The sequence below is a fragment of the Catenulispora sp. MAP12-49 genome (assembly GCF_041262705.1).
In the GTDB taxonomy this organism is placed as follows: Bacteria; Actinomycetota; Actinomycetes; order Streptomycetales; family Catenulisporaceae; genus Catenulispora.
In genome coordinates this window covers 685,842-707,326 of sequence record NZ_JBGCCP010000002.1, presented here as the reverse complement: position 1 = coordinate 707,326, position 21,485 = coordinate 685,842, and the positions used below count along the sequence as shown (strand labels likewise).

Below are 21,485 nucleotides of genomic sequence, written 5' to 3'. Positions count from 1 at the left end.
GCGGCGCGCGCCGCGCTCGAAGCTGTGCGCCGCCGCACCAGCCACGCTCCGGCGACGAAGAGGGCTGCCGCGCCGTAGGTCCATCCCAGGCCCGTCCCGAGTTGCCCTGCGTACCCGGCGAACACCACGGCGAGCCAGGGAAGGGCCGTGCGGCCGCTGAAGGCGACCAGCAGCACCAGCAGTTCCGCGTACCAGGCGTAGCTCGGTGCCGCGACCAGCAGCGCGACCCCGGTCATGACCACCGCGCCGTGCCACGGCCGGGCCGGATCGGCGTACCACCAGACCAGCACCGCCGTGGCGGCGAGGACGACGAGCGCGCTCGGCGCGGCCCAGGACGTCGGCAGGATCAGGTCCAGGACAGCGAACCGCTTACCGCTGTCGTAGCCCTCTTCGTTCAGGTAGCCGCTGAGGAATCCGGAAACGCCGCCGCCGACGGCCGCCACGTGGGGGAGATAGACGCCCACCACGACGCCGGACAGCGAGCTGAGCAACGGCAGCGGACGCCGCCGGACCGCCGCGGGCACCAGGAGCGCCGGTGTCACCTTGGTGGCGACCGCCAGTCCCAGTACCGCACCCCCGACCGCCGCCCGGGACGCGGTCAGCGTGCGACGGTTTCCCAGGACCAGCAGCGCGGCGGCGGTCAGGGCCATGGCGACGACGTCCACGTGCCCGTTGTTGCCGGCCTCGATCGCGACCAGCGGGCACCAGGCCCACAGCACCGCCTGCCGCGCGTCGGCGCCCAGCCGTGGCAGACCGCGGACGAGTATGGCGGCGACCACCACGGCCGCGACCGCCGCGAACACCTGCACGCCGCGCGGCCCCGACCAGTGCACGGCCCAGAAGTAGGCCTGGGCGACCGGCGGGTAGATCGTGTGCACGAGCGGCCGGTTGAGCAGGGTGCAGCCGGCGGTGATGTCAGGACCCGATGACACGCAGTGCCCGAGGCCGGCGGTGGCCGGGAAGAGATCCGGCGTGCGCAGGCCCGCCAGGTGCGAGGAGACCGGGACGTACCGGTAGGGGTCTATGCCGTGTGCCTGGACCCGGCCGTCCCAGACGTACCGGTACAGGTCGTCGGAGTACCGCGGGGGCGCGGTCAGTGCCGCGAGCTGCATCGCCGCCGCGCCGCCGATGGTCAGCGCCGTGGCCCAGGCCCGCCTCAGGGAACTGACCAGCCACGCGCCGCCGCCGTAGAGCGCGAACAGGGTGGCGAGCAGCACGCAGCCCTGGACCCCGTGTGACCACGGCGATCCGCCGGGCAGCCGGACCACGACGGCTGTTCCCGCGACCAGCCCGGCCAGCACCGCCAGCGCGGCGGCGGTGCGGTGAGGGCGCGGTCGGCGCGGTGGCGGCTGAGGCACGATTCCCGTCTTCATGGGGAGAACCATGGCCGACACGGCGGTGCCGGCAGCAGGTAGCGCGCCGAGCCGTCACCAGTCTGTAAGACCTGATCGTGGGGTTGGCGGCGTCATCACTTCGTAAGGAGTCGAAGCGTGTGCCGGGCCCCGTGCGAGCGGTTATCTGGTGCTGTGCCGAACCTCATTCCGAAGGATCTTGTCTCCCTCCTGAGACGACCGCCGCTGCCGCGTTTCCGCAGCCGCCTGCACGACGAGCGCACCGCGACCCTGATCGGCACCGCGCTCGGCGTCGCGTTCGCCACCGCCTTCCTCACCGGCCTGGTCAGCCATTTCCTCCAACATCCGCCGTCCTGGCTGGCGCACCACCTGCCGACCCGGCCCTATTGGGGCTACCGGTTCACGCAGGGACTGCATGTGGCCAGCGGTACCGCGGCGATCCCGCTGTTGCTGGCGAAGCTGTGGACCGTGTACCCCAGGCTGTTCGCCTGGCCGCCGCTGAAGTCGGTCGCCCACGCGCTGGAGCGGCTGAGCATCCTGGTTCTGGTCGCCGGGGCGGTCTTCGAGCTGGTCACCGGCCTGCTGAACTCGGCGCAGTGGTATGTGTGGGGCAACCAGTTCCCGTTCGTCCAGACCCACTACTGGGTCGCCTGGATCACCGTCGGCGCGCTCGTCGTGCACCTGGGGGTGAAGGCGCCGGCGATCGCCCGCGGGTTCCGGAGGCCGGGCGAGGAGCTGCCCGAGCTGCCCGAGCTGCCCGAGCCGGCCGGGCCGGCCGAGTTGCCCGAGACGCATCACGTCTCCCGCCGGGCCTTCATCGCCACGACGGCGGTCGCGGCCGGGACGGTGACCGTGGCCACCGTGGGACAGTCCGTCGGCAGCCTGCGGTCGGTGTCGGTGCTGTCCGCGCGCGACACCGGCGTCGGCGAGCTCGGCGTGCCGGTCAACCGCACGGCCGGGCAGGCCGGGATCACCGCGGCCGCCGTGACGTCGGACTGGCGGCTGCAGGTCGGCGGCGGTGCGCGCGGGCTCAGCCTGAGCAGGCAGGAGCTGGCCGCACTGCCGCAGACCTCTGCCACCCTGCCCATCGCCTGCGTCGAGGGCTGGTCGGTGGACGCGCACTGGCAGGGCGTGCGCATCAGCGACCTGATGGACCTGGCCGGGATCGCGCACGACGCCGACGTCCGGGTGGTCTCGATGGAGCAGAACGGCGCCTACGCGGTGATGGTCATGGAGCGTCAGTACGTGCGCGATCCCGCCGCGCTGCTGGCCCTGCGGCTCAACGGCCGGACCCTGACGCTCGACCACGGGTATCCGGCGCGGATCATCGTGCCGAACCGCCCGGGGGTGCTGCAGACCAAGTGGGTCCAGCGGATGGAGGCGATCGTATGAGGGTCCTGCGGTATTCCACGATCCTGGTCGGTGCGGCGGTGCTGGTCTACGGGGCGGCCGGGCTGCTGAGCGAGCCGGCCATCCGGCACCCCGGGAACGTGGCCGCCTGGCTCGCCGGCGGGGTCGTGGTCCACGACGCGGTCCTGGCGCCGGCGGTGTTCGTCCTGTGCTGGCTGGCCGCCCGCCACACCGGGCCCCGCAGCCGCCGGGTTCTGGCCGGCGTGCTGCTCGTCGTCGGCGCCACGGCCTTGGTCGCGGTCCCGGTCCTGCTGCACGGCCGGGTGGCGATCCGGTGAGCGATCCGGTGAGCGGGTCGCTGCTTGATCCACACGGGTGAACCTGCGGAGACGTGTGTCGTGGCGCCTCTGCGGATTCGGGTGCGTGGCTTCTTAGCATTTGAGCGCTTTCACTCGTTTTCCGAGAAGGGATGTGGCGTGCAGACCACTACGCGTATCGGGGCCGTCGCCGCGATGGCTTTGACGGCGACCGGCATCTGGACCGGGACCGCCTCGGCCGCTCAGCCTCGCCCCTGCTGTCTTGAGGCGGGGATCGGCCAGGTCGTGTTCGCCCAGACGGACGCGACGACCGGCAACCAGGTCGTCGCCTACCGTCGCGCCGACGACGGGCAGCTCACCCGCCTGGCCGCCTACGACACCGGCGGTCTGGGCGGAGTGCTGGACGGCTCCGTGGTCGACCACCTCGCCTCGCAGGGCTCGCTCGCGTACGACGCCCACAACAAGCTGCTGTACGCCGTCAACGCGGGCAGCAACACGGTCTCGGTGTTCGCCGTGTACGGGGACCTGCTCCAGCTTCGGCAGGTCGTCCGCTCCGGCGGCACGTTCCCGGTGAGCGTCGCGGTCCACGGCAACGTGGTCTACGTGCTCAACGCCACCGGCGGCGGCTCGATCCAGGGCTACAGCGTCGTCGACGGGCGCCTGGATCCGCACCCGGCCTGGCACCGGCCCCTCGGGCTCGATCCGAACGCCACCCCGCAGTTCACGAACACCCCCGGACAGGTCGGCTTCGCGAACCGGGGCCGCAAGCTGATCGTGACGACCAAGGCCAACGGCAACAACGTGGACGTCTTCGCCCTGGACGAGCACGGCGCCCCGGCTCCGGCCCCGGTGGTGACGAACCTGCCCGGCGCGGTGCCGTTCGCCTTCGTCACGGACGAGAAGACCGGACGCCTGGCGTTGACCGAGGCCGGACCGAACGCCGTGGCCACCTTCACCGTCAACGACGACGGCACGCTCACCCCGCTGCACACCGCGGCCACCGGCCAGGCGGCGACCTGCTGGATCACCGCGGTCGGCGACGAGGTCTACGCCTCCAATGCCGGCAGCGGCACCGTCAGCATCTTCCACGTCGGCCCCGACGGCTCGCTCCAGCCGGTCGGCACCACCCCCACCCCCACCGACCCGGGCACCGTCGACTCCGCCGCGTCCGCCGACGGCCGGTACCTGTATGTCCAGACCGGTGCCACGGGAACGCTCGACGCGTTCCGGATCAACCCCGACGGCACGCTCACGAAGATCGGCGCGGAACTCGTGCCGAACGCCGTCGGCGGGGAGGGCGTCGTGGCCTCCTGATCCGGCGGGCGCCGCGGCCTGCGGTCTCGACGTCTCGATGGGCGGACTGCGATCGGGGCTACTACCGTTGGTACAAGACTCGAGAGGCGATACAGCTCGAGACCCGATACAGCTCGTCCGAGCCGCTGGCCGTGCGTCCGTGGACGCACGGCACCTTCCCGGCCCCCCGGCACCCGGCCCCCGGCGGCTCGGCGGCGGGAGGAGTGATCATGTCTGTCGCCGAACTGGACGCGACGAAACAGGAGGCATTCGCGGGGCGCATGGTCCAGGTGCTCAACGACTCGTGCCTGGGCCTGATGGCGGGGCTGGGGCACGAGAGCGGGCTGTTCGACGTGATGGCCGGCCTCCAGCCCTCCACCAGCGAACAGATCGCGCAGGCCGCCGGGCTCGACGAGCGCTACGTCCGCGAGTGGCTCGGCGCGATGGTGACCGGCGCGATCGTCGACTACGACCCGGGACACGCCACCTACGCGCTGCCGCCCGAGCACGCGGCATCGCTCACCCGCGCGGCGGGCCCGGACAACCTCGCCAGGATCGCGCAGGACCTGAGCATGCTCGCCGAGGTCGAGCAGCAGGTCCTCAAGGCGTTCCACACCGGCGAAGGCGTGCCGTACTCGGCCTACCCCCGGTTCCAGGCCATCCAGGCCGAGGAGTCCAAGGAGGTCTACGACCTCGCACTCGTGGCCGGGATCGTCCCCCTGGTCCCCGGCCTGGAAGACCGGCTGCGCGAGGGCATCGACGTGCTCGACGTCGGAACCGGCCAGGGGCACGCCGTGAACGTCCTGGCCAAGGCCTACCCCGCGAGCCGCTTCCGCGGCCTGGACAAGTCCGAGGAGGGCATCGCCGCCGCCCGAACCGAAGCCGCCGAACAAGACCTGTCCAACGCCGCATTCGAGGTCGGCGACAGCGCCGAACTGACCGGCCCCTACGACCTGATCACCGCCTTCGACGTCATCCACGACCTGGCCCAGCCGACCCGCACCCTGGCCGCCATCGCCGGCGCACTCCGCGACGACGGAGTGTTCCTGATGGGCGACATCGCCGCCTCCAGCCACCTGGAGGAGAACATGGAGCACCCCCTGTGCCCGGCGCTGTACGCCTTCTCAGTGTTCTACTGCATGAGCGTCTCACTGGGCGAGGGCGGCGAGGGCCTGGGCACCGTCTGGGGCGAACAGACCGCGCGCCAGATGCTCACCGACGCGGGCTTCGGGCACGTCGACGTCCAGCGGGTCGAGGGCGACATTCTCAACGTGTACTACGCGGCACGGCGCTGACCATGGCGAGCCCGGTCCGCCTGCATGCTTTCGGCCTACGACATTCGCGCCTCGCGCCACGCCCGGACCAGCCCGGCGTATTCGACCAGCCACGGGGGAGCGCCTCCGACGTTCCGGCGTGACCAGCTCTGGTCCAACAGGGACGCGAACAGGTCGATGTGCTCTGGGTCTGCGGCGTTCCACAGCGGGAAGCCGGCAAGCCATGACTCGGCGGCCTGTGGGCTGTGGCCTGCCCGGATCAGCCACGGCACCATGAAGCCGTACTCCAGCCATGACGCGCCTCGGGAGACGAATGCCCAATCCACGATGCAGACCGCGCCGTCGCCGGTGATCAGGACGTTGTCGGGGTTCACGTCGCAGTGGACCAGGCCGGTGCCGGTGAACGCCTCGGCGTGGTCGTCCAGCGCTCGATACCGGTCCTCGACCCGCAGTTTGACCGACGGCGGGCACTCCCGTGTGGCGAGGTCCTGCACTGCCGCGGCGATCAGGTCCAGGTCCGGTGAGCCGGGCGTGTAGTCGGCCTGGCGTCCGTTCACGTATTCGAACCCGACGATCCGCCAGCCCGCGGCATCGAACCGCCACAGCAGTTCGGGGGCGTGCGGCCGGACCGCGGACAGGACCTCGGCCTCGTTCAGCAGCGACCACGCCTCGGCGCCTCCGCCGCGCCGGTCCGGGAGAAGGCGGGCGCCCTTGACGAACGCCCGCCCCCGGCTGGTGCGCATCTCCCCGGCCAGGTCGGCGTGGTTGCCGAGCGCAGCCGGGATGAACTCCGTGACCGGGCCCGCGAGCTCGGCCAATTCGGCACGGACCTCGCCGGGCAGGTCGGTGAAGGTCGTGCGCACCATGGGCCTTCCCTTATCCGTCATTCGTCAGGGGTCTGCGGGGCCATCATCGCCGAGCAGTTGCGGAGCGCGCGAAGCGCCTTCCTGTGGGGATACGGCCGCCACCTCATATTCTCCAGCGCCCGCAGCGATCGGCGCCGGCATCGAGGTGGCGGTCGAGCAGGCCGTGAGTCAACCGACCGGCCGACCGACTGCTGATGGCGTGGGGTTCAGCCGGCGGCGGGGTGTGGACAGCTTGGTCCCGCAACTTCTATCTTGGTCCTACAAGTTAGCCCGCCTCCAGTGTGGGCCATGACGTGTGAGCCATGACGGCGGAGGATCGAGATGGCGGCGGTGCTCGGGTATCGCGAGCTGGCGGAGCGGCTGCGGGAAGCGGTGCTGGAGGGAGTCCATCCGCTCGGGGCGAAGCTGCCGTCCGAAAACGAGATCTCGGCGCGGTTCGGGGTGTCGCGCAGCACCGTCCGCCGGGCTTTCGCGCTCCTGACCGAGGAAGGCGTCATCGCCTCGCACCAGGGTGCGCGGCGCACTGTGTTGGCGGCGCCCCGGGAACAGAACTTCGGTGAGCTGCGGTCCTTCTCGCGCTGGGCGCGCCTCATCGGCGAGGTTCCGTCCAGCCGGACGGTCGGCCTGGAGCGGGGTACTGCATCGGAGGTCGAGGCCGAGGCCGAGAAGCTCGGCCTGGCCGTCGGCGACCCGGTCTTCCGCCTGACGCGCGTTCGGCTGTTGTCCGGGCGTCCGGTGATGATCGAGCGCACCAGCTACGTCGAGCGCGTCGGGGTCCTGCTGTCGGCCGTCGACCTGGACCGGGAGTCGATCTGCGATGCGCTGGAGAAGTTCGGGATCTTCTTCGAGCACGCCGAGCACACCATCGAGGCGGTCCAGGCTGACGCCGTCGATGCCCGGCTTCTCGAGACGGCCGCCGGCACCGCGCTGTTGCGGGAGCGCCGACGGACGACCGATCCGTCCGGCCAGCCGCTCGAGTGGTCCGACGACCGGTATCTGGGCGACGCGATGGCGTTCACGGTGCGCAATTCCGTGGCGTCCGCACCACTGAGCCGTTCCACCCGCTCCATCCGCCCCACCCGTGCGAACTGAGAGATAACAAGCTCATGGCGACCAACCTGATACCCGTGACTCAGATCCCGGCGATCTGGCTCCGGGACAACTGCCCCTGCCCCACGTGCGTGGACGAGGTGAGCGGACAGAAGCTGTTCGGGATCACCGACCTGCCCGCCACCGCGACGATCGACCGCGTCGAGGAGTCGGGAGACGAGGTGTCGGTCACGCTCGGCCCCGACGGCCATGTCGCGACGTTCTCCCGCGCCTGGCTGGCGGAGAACCACCCGCAAGTCCCGGCCGCGCCGAACCCGCGGACCGAGGACGCGAAGACGCTGTGGCACGGCGCGGACCACCCCGTCCCGCGCTTCGAGTGGGACGGCTTCCTCAGCGGCGAGCACCGGGCAGCCGCGCTCGACGCGGTGCTCCGCCGGGGCTACGTGGTGCTCAGCGGCGTGCCGGTCGACGACCGCGAGGTCCTGCGCGTGGCTGCCGAGTTCGGCTACGTGCGCACCACCAACTACGGCGAGCTGTTCGAAGTCCGTGCCGAACCCGCGGCGGCGAACCTGGCCTTCACCAACCTGCCGATCACCCCGCACACCGACAACCCCTACCGGGACCCGGTGCCCACCGTCCAACTCCTGCACTGCCTGCTCAACGCGGCCGAGGGCGGCGACTCGGCGCTCGTCGACGGCTTCGAGGCGGCCGGACGCCTGCGCACGGCCGACCCGCACGCGTTCGGTCTGCTCACGACCACGCCGGTGACCTTCCGATACCGCGACGCCGGCGCCGAGCTGACCTCGACCCAGCCGCTGATCGGCCTGGACGCCCGCGGCCGCGTCCGCGAAGTCCGCTTCAACAACCGCTCCATGCGCCCCGTGCACCTGGCACCGGCCGACATCGAAGCCTTCTACGCCGCATACCGTGCCTTCGCCGAACTCCTCTACGACCCCGAGGCCGCCGTCCGCTTCCGCCTCGGCCCCGGCGATTGCATGGTCTTCGACAACACCCGCGTCCTCCACGCCCGCACCGGATTCACCACGGACGGCCACCGCCATCTCCAGGGCTGTTACATCGATCTCGACGGAATCGCCAGCAACCACCGCATCCTGACGAGCGGGGCGCGGCCGGCGTCGCCGCACTAGGCACCCGAACGCGGTTCCGGCCACAGCCGGACCGCCTTTTCAGCGGCGGCGCGAATCTTGGAGCCGTCGAGCTCGTGACGCACCTCGGTGATGTCCTGCGCGAGCCAGGACAGGACGATGGTGAGGGGTCCGGCCGGGGGCAGTGGATGGATCCAGTAGCTCATGTCGTAGGACGTGCCGCCGCCACTGGAGTGGCCGCGCTGCATGACGAGGGTGTCGGGGTCGGGATCGCTGTCGGGCCGGAGGCGGTGCGGCTGGTTGGAGGCGGTGCGACGTCCGTCCGCGAACAGGATGCCCAGCCGCAGGTTGTGTTCGGGATCATCGAGTTCGCCGCCGCTTGAGTCGCGGAGATAGTCCCGCCGGCGCCGGTGGCCGAAGGGGTCGATCAGGTTCTCCCTGTCCCGAACGCGGATGTGGATCGAGAACTCGAAGCCGTTCGGATACGCCGACAGGCCGCCGACGGCGATCGCGAGCCGCTCGTCACGGATGATGATCGCGTTCTCGGCCATCGCGGCGGGCAGGGTGGCGACCGGCTTCAGCCACGTCGGGCGCGGCGGCGTCGGCGGCGGCTCGGGTGGGGGCGCAGGGTCTGGGAAGCTCTCGAAGAAGTTCATGGGGCAACTGTGGCAGAGCCCTGATGGTTGGAGCGGCGGTCGGCCAACTGATGTTCTAAATCACGCGCCGAAAACTGTGACCCAGCCGGTGGCCACGACTCTCCTAGCTATGAACGACCCCCTCGACAAAGGAGAGAACCGGTGCGCAAGGCATCTTCGGCGTTGGCCGTCGGCATACTCGCGGCCGCCCTCGGCGGCTGTGCTTCGTCTGCGAATCCACAATCGAGTGCGGCGGCAGGCGGGCCCGGCTCGCCCGCAGCCGCCGGGACCACGGCGTCCTCCAGCGCGGTCGGCACCACTGAGACGTCCGCTCCCGACCCGACGGTGACCTCATCCGTCCCGGCTTCGACCGGGAGGACGTCGCCCACTCCGTCTTCCGGCCGCTCCACGTCCGCGCCGAGCAAGCCGAAGCCCAAGAGCTCCTCCAGTCCGTCGGCCACGACGCCGCGGTCCTCGTCGTCCGGAACCGTCCCGTCCTCGTTCGGCTATGACCCCGCTGCCAACTCCAAGGCGCAGATCGATGCGGCGCGCGCCGCGGCCAAGGCCGACGGGCGGGAGGTGCTGCTCGACTTCGGTGCCAGTTGGTGTGGCAATTGCGTGGCGATGGACCAGGCGTTCCACACTTCGGGCGTTCAGGCTGTCCTGGCGTCGTCGTACCACTTGGTCCAGATCGACGTCGACAACAACATGAGTCTGCTGTCGCAGATCGCGCCGAGTTCCTCGGGGTCCTATGGCCTGCCGGTGATCGTCATCCTCAGCCCTTCGGGCGCCACGCGCGTGGACACCGACAAGAGCGGCAATCCGGGCTTCGACGCGTCGTCGTTCCTGGCGTTCCTGAAGAAGTGGGCCGGATGAGCCGCGCTAGCGTATGGCTCTGCGGGGCGGTGGCGGTCCTGGTCATCGCGGCCGGTGTGGCCTATCTGACTTTCGGTGACAGCGGCGGTGACAATGGCGGCGAAAGCAGCGGCCTCAAGGGGGCGACGCGCCTGGCTCAGTTCTCTGACCAGGGTGTCACCGTCGTCATCGGCGTCAAGGACCGGACCGCGACGCAGGCCACGCTCGTGGCCACCCTGACCCCGGAGCAGCCGGGTTTCCACCTGTACAGCATCGACCTGCCGGCCGACGGGATCCAGGGGGTCGGCCGGCCCATCTCGCTGACCGTGCGGGGTTCCCTGTCGGTGGCCGGCCCGCTGGCCGCGCAGACCAAGGCGACCACGCTCCGGTTGGCGGGGACGGACCTCACGCTGCCGGTGTACCCCGACGGCCCGGTGACCGTCGACCTGCCCGTCGCCATCGGCGCGCAGAGCGGGGCGACCGGCCAGAGCGGGCAGAGCATGCCAGGCGCGCAGAGCGGGGCGACCGCGCTGGTCGGCTACGCCGCGTGCAGTGAGTCCGCCTGCCTGCCGCCGGTGAGCGGCCACGCCGTCCAGCTGACCCTCCCATGACCCGGCTGCCGACGATCGCCGACGTCGACGCGGATCTGGTGGCGGCGGCCCGCGACGGCGACCCGGCCGCTGTCGAGCAGTTGGTCGCCGCTTACCTGCCGCTGGTCTACAACGTCATCGGGCGTGCGCTGAACCGCGGGCTGGACGTCGATGACACGGTGCAGGAGACGATGCTGCACGTCGTGCGCGGTCTTCCCGAGCTGCGCGACCCGGCGGCGTTCCGTTCCTGGCTGTTGGCGATCACCATGAACGAGGTCCGCAGGCACCACCGGCAGCGGGTCCCCGAGCTGCGTCCGTTGGAGGCGTTCGACGCCCTGATCGAGCCCGTCTCGGACTTCGCCGACCTGACCATCTGGCGGCTGGGGCTGACGGGGCAGCGCATGGAGACCGCCAAAGCGGCGTCCTGGCTGGACGACCAGGACCGCGAGCTGATGTCGCTGTGGTTCCTGGTCGAGGCCGGGCAGCTGAGCCGGGCCGAGATGGTCGCGGTCCTGGGCGTGGGCGCGCATACGACCACGGTTCGGGTCACGCGGATGAAGTCGCAGCTGGCGGTCGCCCGGGCCATCGTCCGGGCACTGGCGATCACGCCGCCGTGCCCGGGCCTCACCGCCGTGGCCGCCGACTGGTCCGGCGTGCCCAGTCCTTTGTGGCGCAAGCGCTTCGCGCGCCACATGCGCGAATGCGACGACTGCGTCAGGGTCGGAGCCGACCTGATCCCCGCCGAGCATTTGCTGCCGGGGCTGCTGCCCCTGCCCGTCGGTCTGGCGGGCATGGTGTCCTCGAAGGTGGTCCGTCCGGCGGCGGTCAGGCCCCTCTGGCACCACGGGCTGTCCCAGACAGCCGCGCACAGGCGGATACCCGGCCGCTCGGGCCTCTGGAGCGGCAAGGCCGCCGTCGGCGCTGTCGGCGCCACGGTGGCGATCGGCGGTGCCGCCGCCGTCTTCGTCGGCATGGGCGGCGGCGGATCGACGTCTCCGGCGAGCTCGGCTCCGACGACGGCGCGGGTGACGGCCCCGGCGCCGACCACCATCGCGAGCCCGGTCGTCCAGCCGGATCCGACGTCCTCAGGCGCCACCACCTCGCCGAGCCCCAAGCCCACAACGGTTCCCTCAAGCCTGCCGGCGACGGCCGGGGCCGAGGAGCAAACCCTCGCCGTCATCAACAAAGCCCGCGCGGCGAACGGCCTGCCCGCCCTGACCCGCACCGACGGCCTGAACCACAGCTCTGCGGCACACAACAAGGCGATGCTCTCCGGATGCGGACTCAGCCACAACTGCCCCGGCGAGCCCGATCTCGGCGCGAGGGAGAGTGCTGCCGGCGTGAGCTGGAGCTCCGCGGGAGAGAACATCGGCGAGGGCGGGGCGACGCGGGGATCGGCCTCAGCCGTCGCCAGCATGGCCGTCACCTTGACCGACGAGATGCTCGCCGAGAAGCCGCCGAACGACGGGCACCGCCAGAACATCTTGAGCACGGACTTCCACCGCATCGGGATCTCGGTGATGCAGGACGCCTCCGGGACGGTGTGGCTCACCACGGACTTCTCGGACTGACCACGACCACCGGACGGAGACCACCCACCCCATGATCGACGCCAGTGCCGCCACGACCGTCGCCTCCGGCTCACTGCTGCTCGCGGTCCCGATCGCCCTTGCCGCCGGCCTGATCTCCTTCCTGTCACCCTGCGTGCTGCCCCTGGTCCCGGGCTACCTGTCCTACGTCACAGGCCTGACCGGGATCGATCTGGGCACCGCGACGTCGCTCGAGGACGCCGCACGCGCCAAGCGAGGCCGGATGGTGCTCGGCGCGCTGTTGTTCGTCCTCGGATTCAGCGTGGTGTTCATCCTCATCGGCGTCGTCGCCGGAGGAACGGGCGTCTTCCTGCTGTCCCACCGCATCCTGCTGCAACGGATCCTCGGCGCCCTGACGATCGTCATGGGACTCTCCTTCGCCGGCCTGCTCCCCGCCGCACTCGGCCGCCAGACCAACCGCGAGTTCCGCTTCCATCGCGACCCCCGCATCGGCCTGATCGGCGCTCCGGTCCTCGGCGTGCTGTTCGGCTTCGGCTGGACGCCGTGCATGGGACCGACCCTCGGCGCGATCGAAGGCCTCGGCCTCACCGAGGGCGCGGTGAGCCGGGCCGTCATACTCGCTGCCGCCTACTGCTTGGGGCTCGGCCTCCCGTTCATCCTGACAGCCGTCGCCTTCCGCAAGGCCATGGGAGCCTTCACCCTGGTGAAACGCCACTACCAGGTGGTGATGCGCGTCGGCGGCGGCATGCTGGTGGTCATCGGCGTCCTGCTGGTCGCGGGAGTGTGGAACGATCTGGTCACGCTGATCCAGGGGACGGCATCGGGCGGCATCAGCCCGATCTAGCCCGATCTAGTCCGATCTAGCCCCCAGAACCGCCGCGGCCAGGTCCGGCCCACCGGTTCCGGGGCCGCACCAGTCCCGAGTCGTACGCGGCCACCGCGGCCTGCAGGCGGTCTCGGACGCCGAGTTTGCCCAGGATGCTCTGGACGTGGCTCTTGACGGTCGACTCGGCCAGCTGGAGGGCGGCGCCGATTTCGGCGTTCGACGAGCCGCGGGCCACCATGAGCAGGACGTCGACCTCGCGGGGTGACAGCAGGTCCCTGAGCTCGCGGCCGTCCGCTTCGGGCCGGTCGTCCGCCATGCGGTCCAGTAGTCGGCGGGTCACCGCGGGGGAGAGCATGGCCTCGCCCGAGGCGATCACCCGGACGGCTTCGACCAGCTGGTCGGCGGTGGCGTCCTTGAGGAGGAACCCCGAGGCGCCCGCGCGCAGAGCCTCGGTGACGTACTCGTCGAGGTGGAAGGTCGTCAGAATCAGGACCCTGGTGGGCGGCGGGGTGCGGGATCCCAGCAGGGCGCGGGTGGCCGCGACGCCGTCCAGGTGCGGCATCCGGATGTCCATCAGGGCCACGTCCGGGCGGAGCCGGCGCACCGCCTCGACCGCGCCGGCGCCGTCGGCCGCCTCGCCGACCACCGCCAGGCCCGGCTCGGACTCGATGATGGCGCGCAGCCCGGAGCGGACCAGGGCCTGGTCGTCGGCGATCAGGACCGTGGTGGTCATCGCTGCTTCCGGTCTGCGGTGCCCGCCAGCGGGATCACGGCCTCCACCTGGAATCCTCCTGACGGTCCCGCACCGGCGGTCAGCGAACCGCCGTACATCGCCACCCGCTCGCGCATGCCGATGATCCCGTGCGCGGCGCCCGGCCCCGGCCTCGGCCCGGACGGCCCCGTCCCGTCGTCGTGCACCGACACCCGCAGCAGTCCGGCCGAAGGGGCCACGGTGACGCCGGCCGACGCGCCGGGCCCGGCGTGCCTGAGCACGTTGGTCAGCGCCTCCTGGACGATCCGGTAGACGGCGAGACCCATCCCCGGCGGCAGCTCCATCGGTGGCACGTCGAGCCGGACGCGCGGGCCTCCGGACTCGATCCGGGCCACGAGGTCCGGCAGGTCCGGCAAGCCGGGCTGGGGTGCCAGACCGGCCTCGGGGTCCGGGCGCAGGACGGCCAGGACGTGCCGCAGCTCGGTCAGTGCTTCGCGGCTGGTGGCCGAGATCGTGGCCAGGAAGCCCGGGACGGCGTCCGGATCGGTGCGGGCCGAACGGGCGGCGGCCTCGGACTGGATGGTGATCAGGCTGATCGAATGGCCGATCACGTCGTGCAGCTCGCGGGCGATCCGCAGGCGCTCTTCGGCCACGGCGCGCGCCGCCCGCTCACCCTGCTCGGTTTCCAGCCGGGCCGCGCGGTCTTTGAGCTCTGCGACATAGGCCCCGCGGGTTCGAATCGCGTAGCCGGTGATCCAGGCCCCCGCGACGAGCATCCCGACGGAAGCCGGCCCCCACGGTGCGGTGAGCGCGCGGGCCTTCGGTGTCGCGGTCGCCAGGACGGTGGCCAGAGCGGGGATCGCGGCGGTTGCCGCGTCTCGGAGGGCCTGCGAGCGTTCACTGACATCGGGGGTTTGGCCGCTACTACTCGCCGTACCGTTGTGCAGGCGTCCGCGCCGGCTTCCGTACATGCCGAAGGTGTAGGCCGCGGCGAGCACACCGATAGTCGCCGAGCCCGCCGGATAGCCGACGACGATCATGCCCACGGCCAGGACGGTGGTTCCGGCAAGCGTCGCGACCGGCGCGCGCCGCCTGGCCGGCATGAGCAGTCCCTGCGCGACGGCCAGAAGCGCGATCGCGGAGTGCGGGAGCCAGGCGACGACCGTGCCGGTCGAGCCTGAGCCGGTGATCACCAGGACGATCAGTGCCACGAGCCAGTCCGCCGGAGACGGCACGCGGGGCTGCTTTCTCACAGAAGTCATCATGCCCACCTCGGCCTCGTCAGGCGTCCCGGTGGCGCAGCGCGAGCATGCCGGCCGCACCGAGAGCCAGAAGGTAGACCGGGAACGCGAACGCGGCCACGACCGGACTCACGAGGCCGCCGGCGTGCGAGTGCCACAGGGCATTGCCCAGGTTGGAGGGCAGGTAGGGGACCGTGTGTTGCCACACGGCGCCGTGGGGGAGGCTGTTGATCATGGTCGGCAGGACAAGGAAGACGCCGAACACGGCCGACATGGCCACCGCGGTGCTGCGGGCGAGCACGCCGGCGAACACGCCGATCAGGCCGACCCCGGTCAGGTAGGACACGGCCCCGATCACCCGGCCGAGCACGCCCGGGTCTGAGAGTCTCACGTGCGGCACAGGTGCCGAAAGAAGGCTCTGGCCGGCGAAGAACGCCGTCAGGCAGATGCCCGCCGAGGCGACCAGCGCGAGCAGGCCGAGCAGCGCCGTCTTCGCGGCCAGGACCAGGCCGCGCTGCGGGGTCGCGGCGAAGGTCGTGCGAATCAGGCCGTTGCCGTATTCGTTCGTGACGACCAGCGCGCCGAGCACGCCGAAGAACAAGGTGCCGATCTGCACGAACCCGAAATCGACGTCGAGCGGGTCGAACGCGGCCTGTTTCGCGGTGCTGAACCGGTTCCAGTTCGCCGTGTAGTTCGAGCAGACCAGGGCTGCCAGGCCGACGCAGAAGAGCGCGGCCAGGGCCACCGTGACGAGCATGGACCGCAGCGAGCGCAGCTTGATCCACTCCGCGGCGAGGACTGCTCGTACCCTGATATACGGGCTCCTCGGCCCGGCGGCGGGCGCGATGCCCGCGGGGGTCGTCGGCATCTGGGCGGGCATCGGGGCGGGCATCAGGCGTCCCTCTTTCTGGCGAGGATCAAGGCGGCTGCGGCCGTGACCGCCACATAGGCGGCGAGCAGACCGAGGCCTGCCCAAGGGCCCATGTCGTACTGGCCGTCGTGGCGGAACTTCCAGATCTCCTCCCCGGCGGCGCCCGGCAGGACCTCCGCCACCCGCGCTCCGATCCGGCCCGGCAGCATCCCGGCGGCAACCGGCGCGACCAGCAGGATCCCGAACAGCACGGCCAGTGCGGCCGGAGTCCGGCGCACCAGCACGCCGATGAACAGACCGAGCAAGCCGACGAGCGCCAAGTAGAGTCCGCCACCTGCCACCGCCGTGGGAACGCCCCGATCGCCGAGCACGACATGCGGCACCGGACCGGTGAGGAAGCCCTGGCTGATGAGGAACGCGGTGAACGACACTGCCGTGCACCAGGCCCAGACGACCGAAGCGAAGATCACCGCCTTCATGGCCAGTACCAGGACGCGTTGCGGTGTCGCGATGAAGGTGCCCCGAATCAGGCCACTGGTGTACTCGCCGGTCACCGTCATGACGCCGAGCGCGCCGACGAAGAGCTGGGCCAACTCGATGCCCCGCAGGCCGGTGTACACCGGGTCGAACGAGGCCTTGTCGCCCGGTGCCATCCGGGCCCAGCCGTCGCGGTATCCGGAGCTCACCAGCCACGCGCCGAGCAGGACGACCGCGGCGGTCGCCAGCAGGGCGGCCGGGCCGGAGCGCAGCGAACGGAACTTGATCCACTCGCTGTGGGCGCTCGCCTGGAATCGCGCTCTGAGCAAGCCGGTGTTCATGCGGCTCGCTCCACCGGGGTGGGAGTCCGGTACTGGACGCTCTCGCCGGTGAGGCGGAAGTACGCCTGTTCGAGCGAGGCCTGGACGGCGTGCAGTTCGTGCAGCACGTGGCCGCGTGCGGCGGCCAGCTCGCCGATCCGCACCGCGCCGAGCCCGAGGACCGCCAGCGTCCCGTCCGGCTCGACGGTGACCTGCGCACCGGCGGTCCGCAGGTCGGAGGCCATCCGCGCGGTCTCGGCCGCACGGACGTCGACCCGTTCGGTGGAGTTGCGAGCGATGAGCTCGCTCAGCGGCGTGTCCGCCAGCAGCCGCCCGCGTCCGATGACCAGCAGGTGGCCGGCGGTCAGGGCCATCTCGCTCATCAGATGGCTGGAGACCAGGACGGTGCGGCCCTCGGCGGCCAGCGAGCGCATCAGCGTCCTGATCCACAGGATGCCGTCGGGGTCCAGGCCGTTGACCGGTTCGTCGAACAGCAGCGTCCCCGGATCGCCGAGCAGCGCGCCGGCGATGCCCAGCCGCTGTGCCATGCCCAGGGAGAACCCGCCGACCCGCTTGCCGGCCACCGAGGCCAACCCCACCTGCTCCAGCACGTCCTCGACCCGCTTGCGGCCGATGCCATTGGCGGCGGCCAGGCTGTGCAGGTGGTCGTAGGCCGAACGGCCGGGGTGCACGGCGCGCGCGTCCAACAGCGCGCCGACATCGTGCAGCGGCCACACTTTGCCCCGGTACCGGCGTCCGTCCACGGTGACCGAGCCGGCCGAGGGCAGATCCAGGCCGAGGATCATCCGCATGGTCGTCGACTTGCCGGCGCCGTTCGGCCCCAGGAAGCCGGTGACCAGTCCCGGCCTCACGTGGAAGTCGATCCCGTCCACCGCGGTCGTGTGGCCGTATACCTTCGTCAACGCCTGCGCCTCGATCATGGGCAGTCCAGTTCGCTCATGCCGCCGACGCTACGAACAGCGTGACCGCGCCGGCTTCGGCCGCAGGGAGGAACCCGGGCTTGGAAGCACTCGACGGTTCCTCCTTGAGGAGGAGACCGGGGTGTTGCCCGGATACGCAGGGGGTGTCAGGAGGCGTCGAGCCCGGCGAATCCGGTGCGGTAAGCGATGATGACCAGGTGCACGCGGTCGCGGGCGTCGAGCTTGGTGAGCAGGTGCCTGACATGGGTCTTGGCTGTTCCGGGGCCGATGAACAGGGCACGGGCGATCTCGTCGTTGGTCAGGCCCTCGGCGACCAGCGCGAGTACCTGGCGCTCGCGGCTGGTGAGGGCTTCCAGGGCCGCGGGGCCTTTGGTGGCGGCCGGTGGCCGGGCGGTGAAGCGGGCGACGAGCCGTTTGGTGATGGCCGGCGAGAGCAGCATCTCGCCGGCGGCGACCGTGCGGACCGCTTCGATCAGCCGCCTGGGCGCGATGTCTTTGAGCAGGAAGCCGCTCGCGCCCCCGTGCAGCGCGGCGTACACGTATTCGTCGGGGTCGAAGGTGGTGAGGATCAGGACCTTGGCGTCCTGCTCGGCGGTGATGCGGCGGGTGGCCTCGATGCCGTCGAGCACCGGCATGCGGATGTCCATCAGGACGAGGTCCGGGCGCTCGGCGCGCGCGAGCTCGACGGCCTGCTCGCCGTTGGCCGCCTCGCCGACGACGCACAGTTCCGGCGCGGCCTGGAGGATGCCGCTCAGCCCGGCCCGGACGAGTTCCTGGTCGTCGGCCACGACGATGCGCAGGCTCACCGCGCCGCCTCGACCCGCTCGCCGAGTAGGCCGCCCGGCGCGCGGGGGAGCGGGAGCCTGGCGAGGACCCGGAAGCCGCCGTCGCCGGTCGGACCGGCGCTCAGCTCGCCACCGTAGAGCAGCGCGCGCTCACGCATCCCGGCCGTGCCACGGCCCGGGCTCGGCGCGGCGGCCCGGCCAGGCTCCGGTACCGGCTCCGGCGACAGACGGGCGTTGGCGACCTCGATCGTCAGGTGTTCGTGGCCGTAGTCCAGGCGGATGGTGGCCGGTGATCCACCATGCTTGATCACGTTGGTCAGTGCCTCCTGCACGATCCGGTAGGCAGCCAGATCCTCACCCGGTGGCAGCGGGCGCGCGACGCCGAGTGTGGACACGGTGAAGGGCACCCCGGCCTTCGCGGCGCGGGTGATCAGCTGCTGCAGGTCGCCGAGTCCTGGTGCCGGGGCGAGGCCGGGCCCTGATCCTTCGCGTTTCAGGTCGACTTCCTCGGCGCGCAGCACTTCCACCAGTCGGCGCATCTCCTCCAACGCCTCCCGCCCGGCTGTCTCGATGACCTCCAGGATCGCTCGGGCCCGTGCCGCGGCGGGCGCGTCAGTGCCCTCTTCCAGCAGCAGCCCGCCGTAGCCCGCCTGCACCGTGACCACGCTCATGTGGTGGGCCACGACGTCGTGCAGTTCCCGGGCGATGTCCATGCGCTGCTCGACGAGTTCGTGCCGGGCCTGCTCCAGACGGCTGCGGGCCAGGTGCGCCTGACCGCGCAGAGACAGTGCGGTGTAGCGGCGGTGCATCCCCACAGCGAAGCCGATCATCCACACCGTGGCGTACACGATGCCGAAGAACGCGGCGCCTCCGCTGTGCTTGAAGTCCGGCATCGCCGTGGCCACGGCGACGGCCAGTGCCGCGCACAACGCGGCGATGGCCACGCCCGGGCGGGCGCGCGAGGCCACCGTGTAGAGCACCAGGCCGAGCGGGACCAGCGCGGCGGAGGCGGAGCGCGGCTGCCACGCCGCGATCGCACCCAGCGCGGCGAGCGAGACGAGGAACGAGACCGCGGGCCGGCGGGCGCGTCCGGCGATCGGCCAGGCCGTGGCCGACGCGCAGGCCACGGCGCCCAAGACCGGGATCACGCCGTCCGCGTGTTTGGCCAGCAGCGGCGCGGCCGCCAAGCCGCAGCCCGCGGCCGCCGCCCGGTCCAAGGCCCGCCACCAGGCCGGGCGTACCCGCGTGAGCAGCGGCGGAAGCGCTGGAAGAGCCACGTTCGCCAGCGTAAGCGGGCTGCGTGCCCCGGGCATCGCCCGCAAGTCGTATGCCCGCGGGTAGAGGCCAGGCGCGTCCGCGGGCAGATGTGCCCGGCGGCGCCGACCCGACACCGTGGGCCTCATGACACGTACCATCGAAACCCCGCCCACCGAAACGCCGCCCATCGAAGTACGCGGGCTGACGAGGCGCTTCGGCGCCACGATCGCCGTGGACGACCTCAGCTTCCGGATCGAGCCGGGCAAGATCACCGGCTTCCTCGGCCCGAACGGTGCCGGCAAGAGCACGACCCTGCGAATGATCCTCGGCCTGGACACGCCGGACGCCGGCCGCGCCCTGATCCAGGGGCGCCCCTTCCGGACACTGGCACAACCCCTGCGCGAGGTCGGCGCGCTGCTGGACGCCGGTGCCCTGTATCCCGGGCGGCGGGCCCGCGATCATCTGGCCTGGCTGGCCGCGAGCAACCGGCTGCCCGCGAACCGCGTCCGGGACGTGCTGGAGCTCACAGGGCTGTCCAGCGCGGCCGGCAAGCGGGTCGGGTCCTTCTCCCTGGGCATGCGCCAGCGCCTGGGCATCGCCGCCGCCCTGCTCGGTGCCCCGCCGGTGCTCGTGCTGGACGAACCGGTCAACGGCCTGGACCCCGAAGGCGTCCGGTGGATCCGCGGCCTGATGAAATCCCTGGCCGCCCAGGGCCGCACCATCCTCGTCTCCAGCCACCTGATCAGCGAGATGGCCCTCACGGCCGATCATCTGATCGTCATCGGCCGGGGACGGCTGCTCGCCGACACGAGCGTGTCGCAGTTCCTGCAAGCCGCCGGCCCGGGCGCCTCACTGGAGGACGCCTATATGCGCCTTACCGCCGCCAGTGTGCAGTACCGCGCCGAACCGAGCACCCCGATGCCTCAAGGAGAACCACGATGACCAGCCTCATCGCCGAGGGCGCGGCTCCCACCGGCCGCACCGGCCGCACCGGCCGCACCTCCGTTCTTCCCGCGCTGATGCGTGCGGAGTGGATCAAGCTGCACAGCATCCGCGCGACCTGGATCACGGTGGCCGCCGCGCTCGTCCTGGGTCTGGGCGTCGGTCTGACGGACGTGCAGTCGATCACCGGGCACTGGGCCGCCATGAGCGCATCCGATCGGGCCGCCTTCGATCCGGTGGGCGATCCGCTCAGCGGTTTCCAATTCGGCGAGCTCGCCCTCGGCGCCCTGGGCGTGCTGGCGATCAGTACCGAGTACTCCACCGGGATGATCCGCACGACGCTGACGGCCGGCCCCCGCCGATCACTGGTCTACACGGCCAAGGCCCTGGTGCTCGGCGGCTTCGCACTGCTCGTCTCCCTGTCTCTGGCCTTCGCCGCCTTCCTGCTGGGCCAGCTCGTGTTGCGCCGCGAGCACCTGAACGTCGCCGTCACCAACGCCCACGCGCTGCGCGCGGTGACCTGTGCCGGGCTGTACATGACCGTCGTCGCGATGGCCGGCTTCGGTCTCGCCGCGCTGCTGCGTCACACCGCGGCGGCCATGTCCGCCATGTTCGCCCTGGTCTTCCTCACCTACCCGATCGCGCGCTCCTTCGAGAGCTCGACCTACGTGCCCGACCACCTCACCTTGACCAATGCGGCCGACAGGCTCGCCACTCTTCATCCGCCCGCAGGGGTGCACGCCGCACGCATCCCCTCCCTCGGCTTCGCGCTGTTCGACCTCGGCCTCTACCTCGTGGTCTTCGTGGGCCTCGGAGCCTGGCGGGCCACCCGCGACGCATGAGTTCGGGATCCGCGGGCAGCGGTTTTCGCGATT

At 71.3% G+C, this 21,485-nt stretch carries 21 protein-coding genes and 1 pseudogene; 12 read left to right on the top strand and 10 right to left on the bottom strand.

Annotated elements, in window-relative coordinates; genetic code table 11:
• Positions 1-224: 224 nt before the first annotated feature.
• Positions 225-1,112, bottom strand: a pseudogene (locus ABIA35_RS07125) (glycosyltransferase 87 family protein); the annotation flags it as partial.
• Between the two features lie 414 nt (positions 1,113-1,526).
• Between ABIA35_RS07125 and ABIA35_RS07120 the strand changes: the two are divergent.
• The 4 genes from ABIA35_RS07120 to ABIA35_RS07105 all read left to right on the top strand — a co-directional run bounded on the left by ABIA35_RS07120 (position 1,527) and on the right by ABIA35_RS07105 (position 5,607).
• On the top strand, positions 1,527-2,744 hold the full coding sequence (locus ABIA35_RS07120; protein WP_370357380.1) for a molybdopterin-dependent oxidoreductase: 1,218 nt from the start codon (positions 1,527-1,529) through the stop codon (positions 2,742-2,744).
• Complete coding sequence (locus ABIA35_RS07115; RefSeq protein ID WP_370357379.1) at positions 2,741-3,040, top strand: hypothetical protein; 300 nt, start codon at positions 2,741-2,743, stop codon at positions 3,038-3,040. The genes ABIA35_RS07120 and ABIA35_RS07115 overlap by 4 nt, the downstream gene beginning before the upstream one ends.
• A 138-nt stretch (positions 3,041-3,178) precedes the next feature.
• The gene (locus ABIA35_RS07110; RefSeq protein ID WP_370357378.1) at positions 3,179-4,333 is read left to right on the top strand and encodes a lactonase family protein; all 1,155 of its coding nucleotides are present in this window, start codon (positions 3,179-3,181) and stop codon (positions 4,331-4,333) included.
• 209 nt (positions 4,334-4,542) lie between these two features.
• Entirely contained in the window at positions 4,543-5,607 is a 1,065-nt protein-coding gene (locus tag ABIA35_RS07105) for a class I SAM-dependent methyltransferase (protein WP_370357377.1), read from the top strand.
• Positions 5,608-5,642: 35 nt separating this feature from the next.
• Here the strand turns inward: ABIA35_RS07105 and ABIA35_RS07100 are convergent, their stop codons facing one another.
• Positions 5,643-6,452, bottom strand: a complete 810-nt coding sequence (locus ABIA35_RS07100) for a phosphotransferase (RefSeq protein ID WP_370357376.1) — start codon at positions 6,450-6,452, stop codon at positions 5,643-5,645.
• 321 nt (positions 6,453-6,773) lie between these two features.
• On the opposite strand from ABIA35_RS07100, the gene ABIA35_RS07095 reads away from it, so the two are divergent.
• Together ABIA35_RS07095 and ABIA35_RS07090 are read left to right on the top strand one after the other, a co-directional pair.
• Positions 6,774-7,544: a GntR family transcriptional regulator gene (locus ABIA35_RS07095; RefSeq protein WP_370357375.1), complete on the top strand. Its 771-nt coding sequence runs from the start codon at positions 6,774-6,776 to the stop codon at positions 7,542-7,544.
• A 35-nt stretch (positions 7,545-7,579) separates the two neighbouring features.
• On the top strand, positions 7,580-8,650 hold the full coding sequence (locus ABIA35_RS07090; protein WP_370357374.1) for a TauD/TfdA family dioxygenase: 1,071 nt from the start codon (positions 7,580-7,582) through the stop codon (positions 8,648-8,650).
• On the opposite strand, the gene ABIA35_RS07085 is transcribed toward ABIA35_RS07090, so the two are convergent.
• Complete coding sequence (locus ABIA35_RS07085; protein ID WP_370357373.1) at positions 8,647-9,264, bottom strand: hypothetical protein; 618 nt, start codon at positions 9,262-9,264, stop codon at positions 8,647-8,649. The two genes, ABIA35_RS07090 and ABIA35_RS07085, sit on opposite strands and share 4 nt — an antisense overlap.
• Positions 9,265-9,405: 141 nt before the next feature.
• On the opposite strand from ABIA35_RS07085, the gene ABIA35_RS07080 reads away from it, so the two are divergent.
• From ABIA35_RS07080 to ABIA35_RS07065, 4 genes are read left to right on the top strand one after another with little or no spacing between them, the layout of a single operon-like run.
• Positions 9,406-10,119, top strand: coding sequence for a thioredoxin family protein (locus tag ABIA35_RS07080; RefSeq protein ID WP_370357372.1), 714 nt, complete (start codon positions 9,406-9,408; stop codon positions 10,117-10,119).
• Positions 10,116-10,709 carry a hypothetical protein gene (locus ABIA35_RS07075; RefSeq protein WP_370357371.1) on the top strand — a complete coding sequence of 198 codons (594 nt, stop codon included), beginning with the start codon at positions 10,116-10,118 and terminating at the stop codon, positions 10,707-10,709. Before ABIA35_RS07080 ends, ABIA35_RS07075 begins: the two co-directional genes overlap by 4 nt.
• Positions 10,706-12,259: a sigma-70 family RNA polymerase sigma factor gene (locus ABIA35_RS07070; RefSeq protein WP_370357370.1), complete on the top strand. Its 1,554-nt coding sequence runs from the start codon at positions 10,706-10,708 to the stop codon at positions 12,257-12,259. Before ABIA35_RS07075 ends, ABIA35_RS07070 begins: the two co-directional genes overlap by 4 nt.
• A gap of 31 nt (positions 12,260-12,290) precedes the next feature.
• Positions 12,291-13,082, top strand: a complete 792-nt coding sequence (locus ABIA35_RS07065; RefSeq protein WP_370357369.1) for a cytochrome c biogenesis CcdA family protein — start codon at positions 12,291-12,293, stop codon at positions 13,080-13,082.
• Positions 13,083-13,098: 16 nt separating this feature from the next.
• Here the strand turns inward: ABIA35_RS07065 and ABIA35_RS07060 are convergent, their stop codons facing one another.
• The 7 genes from ABIA35_RS07060 to ABIA35_RS07030 form a co-directional block, all read right to left on the bottom strand.
• Positions 13,099-13,797, bottom strand: a complete 699-nt coding sequence (locus ABIA35_RS07060) for a response regulator (RefSeq protein WP_370357367.1) — start codon at positions 13,795-13,797, stop codon at positions 13,099-13,101.
• Positions 13,794-15,029 carry a sensor histidine kinase gene (locus ABIA35_RS07055; RefSeq protein WP_370357366.1) on the bottom strand — a complete coding sequence of 412 codons (1,236 nt, stop codon included), beginning with the start codon at positions 15,027-15,029 and terminating at the stop codon, positions 13,794-13,796. The genes ABIA35_RS07060 and ABIA35_RS07055 overlap by 4 nt, the downstream gene beginning before the upstream one ends.
• Positions 15,030-15,057: 28 nt before the next feature.
• Complete coding sequence (locus ABIA35_RS07050; protein ID WP_370357365.1) at positions 15,058-15,909, bottom strand: hypothetical protein; 852 nt, start codon at positions 15,907-15,909, stop codon at positions 15,058-15,060.
• On the bottom strand, positions 15,909-16,706 hold the full coding sequence (locus ABIA35_RS07045) for an ABC transporter permease (RefSeq protein WP_370357364.1): 798 nt from the start codon (positions 16,704-16,706) through the stop codon (positions 15,909-15,911). The genes ABIA35_RS07050 and ABIA35_RS07045 overlap by 1 nt, the downstream gene beginning before the upstream one ends.
• Positions 16,703-17,626: an ABC transporter ATP-binding protein gene (locus ABIA35_RS07040; RefSeq protein ID WP_370357363.1), complete on the bottom strand. Its 924-nt coding sequence runs from the start codon at positions 17,624-17,626 to the stop codon at positions 16,703-16,705. Before ABIA35_RS07040 ends, ABIA35_RS07045 begins: the two co-directional genes overlap by 4 nt.
• Before the next feature lie 146 nt (positions 17,627-17,772).
• Positions 17,773-18,432 (bottom strand): response regulator, encoded by a 660-nt coding sequence (locus ABIA35_RS07035; protein WP_370357362.1) that lies wholly within the window; start codon positions 18,430-18,432, stop codon positions 17,773-17,775.
• Positions 18,429-19,688, bottom strand: a complete 1,260-nt coding sequence (locus tag ABIA35_RS07030) for a sensor histidine kinase (RefSeq protein ID WP_370357361.1) — start codon at positions 19,686-19,688, stop codon at positions 18,429-18,431. Before ABIA35_RS07030 ends, ABIA35_RS07035 begins: the two co-directional genes overlap by 4 nt.
• Positions 19,689-19,812: 124 nt before the next feature.
• On the opposite strand from ABIA35_RS07030, the gene ABIA35_RS07025 reads away from it, so the two are divergent.
• Positions 19,813-20,610 carry an ABC transporter ATP-binding protein gene (locus ABIA35_RS07025; protein ID WP_370357360.1) on the top strand — a complete coding sequence of 266 codons (798 nt, stop codon included), beginning with the start codon at positions 19,813-19,815 and terminating at the stop codon, positions 20,608-20,610.
• Entirely contained in the window at positions 20,607-21,452 is an 846-nt protein-coding gene (locus ABIA35_RS07020; protein WP_370357359.1) for an ABC transporter permease, read from the top strand. Before ABIA35_RS07025 ends, ABIA35_RS07020 begins: the two co-directional genes overlap by 4 nt.
• Positions 21,453-21,485 lie beyond the last annotated feature (33 nt).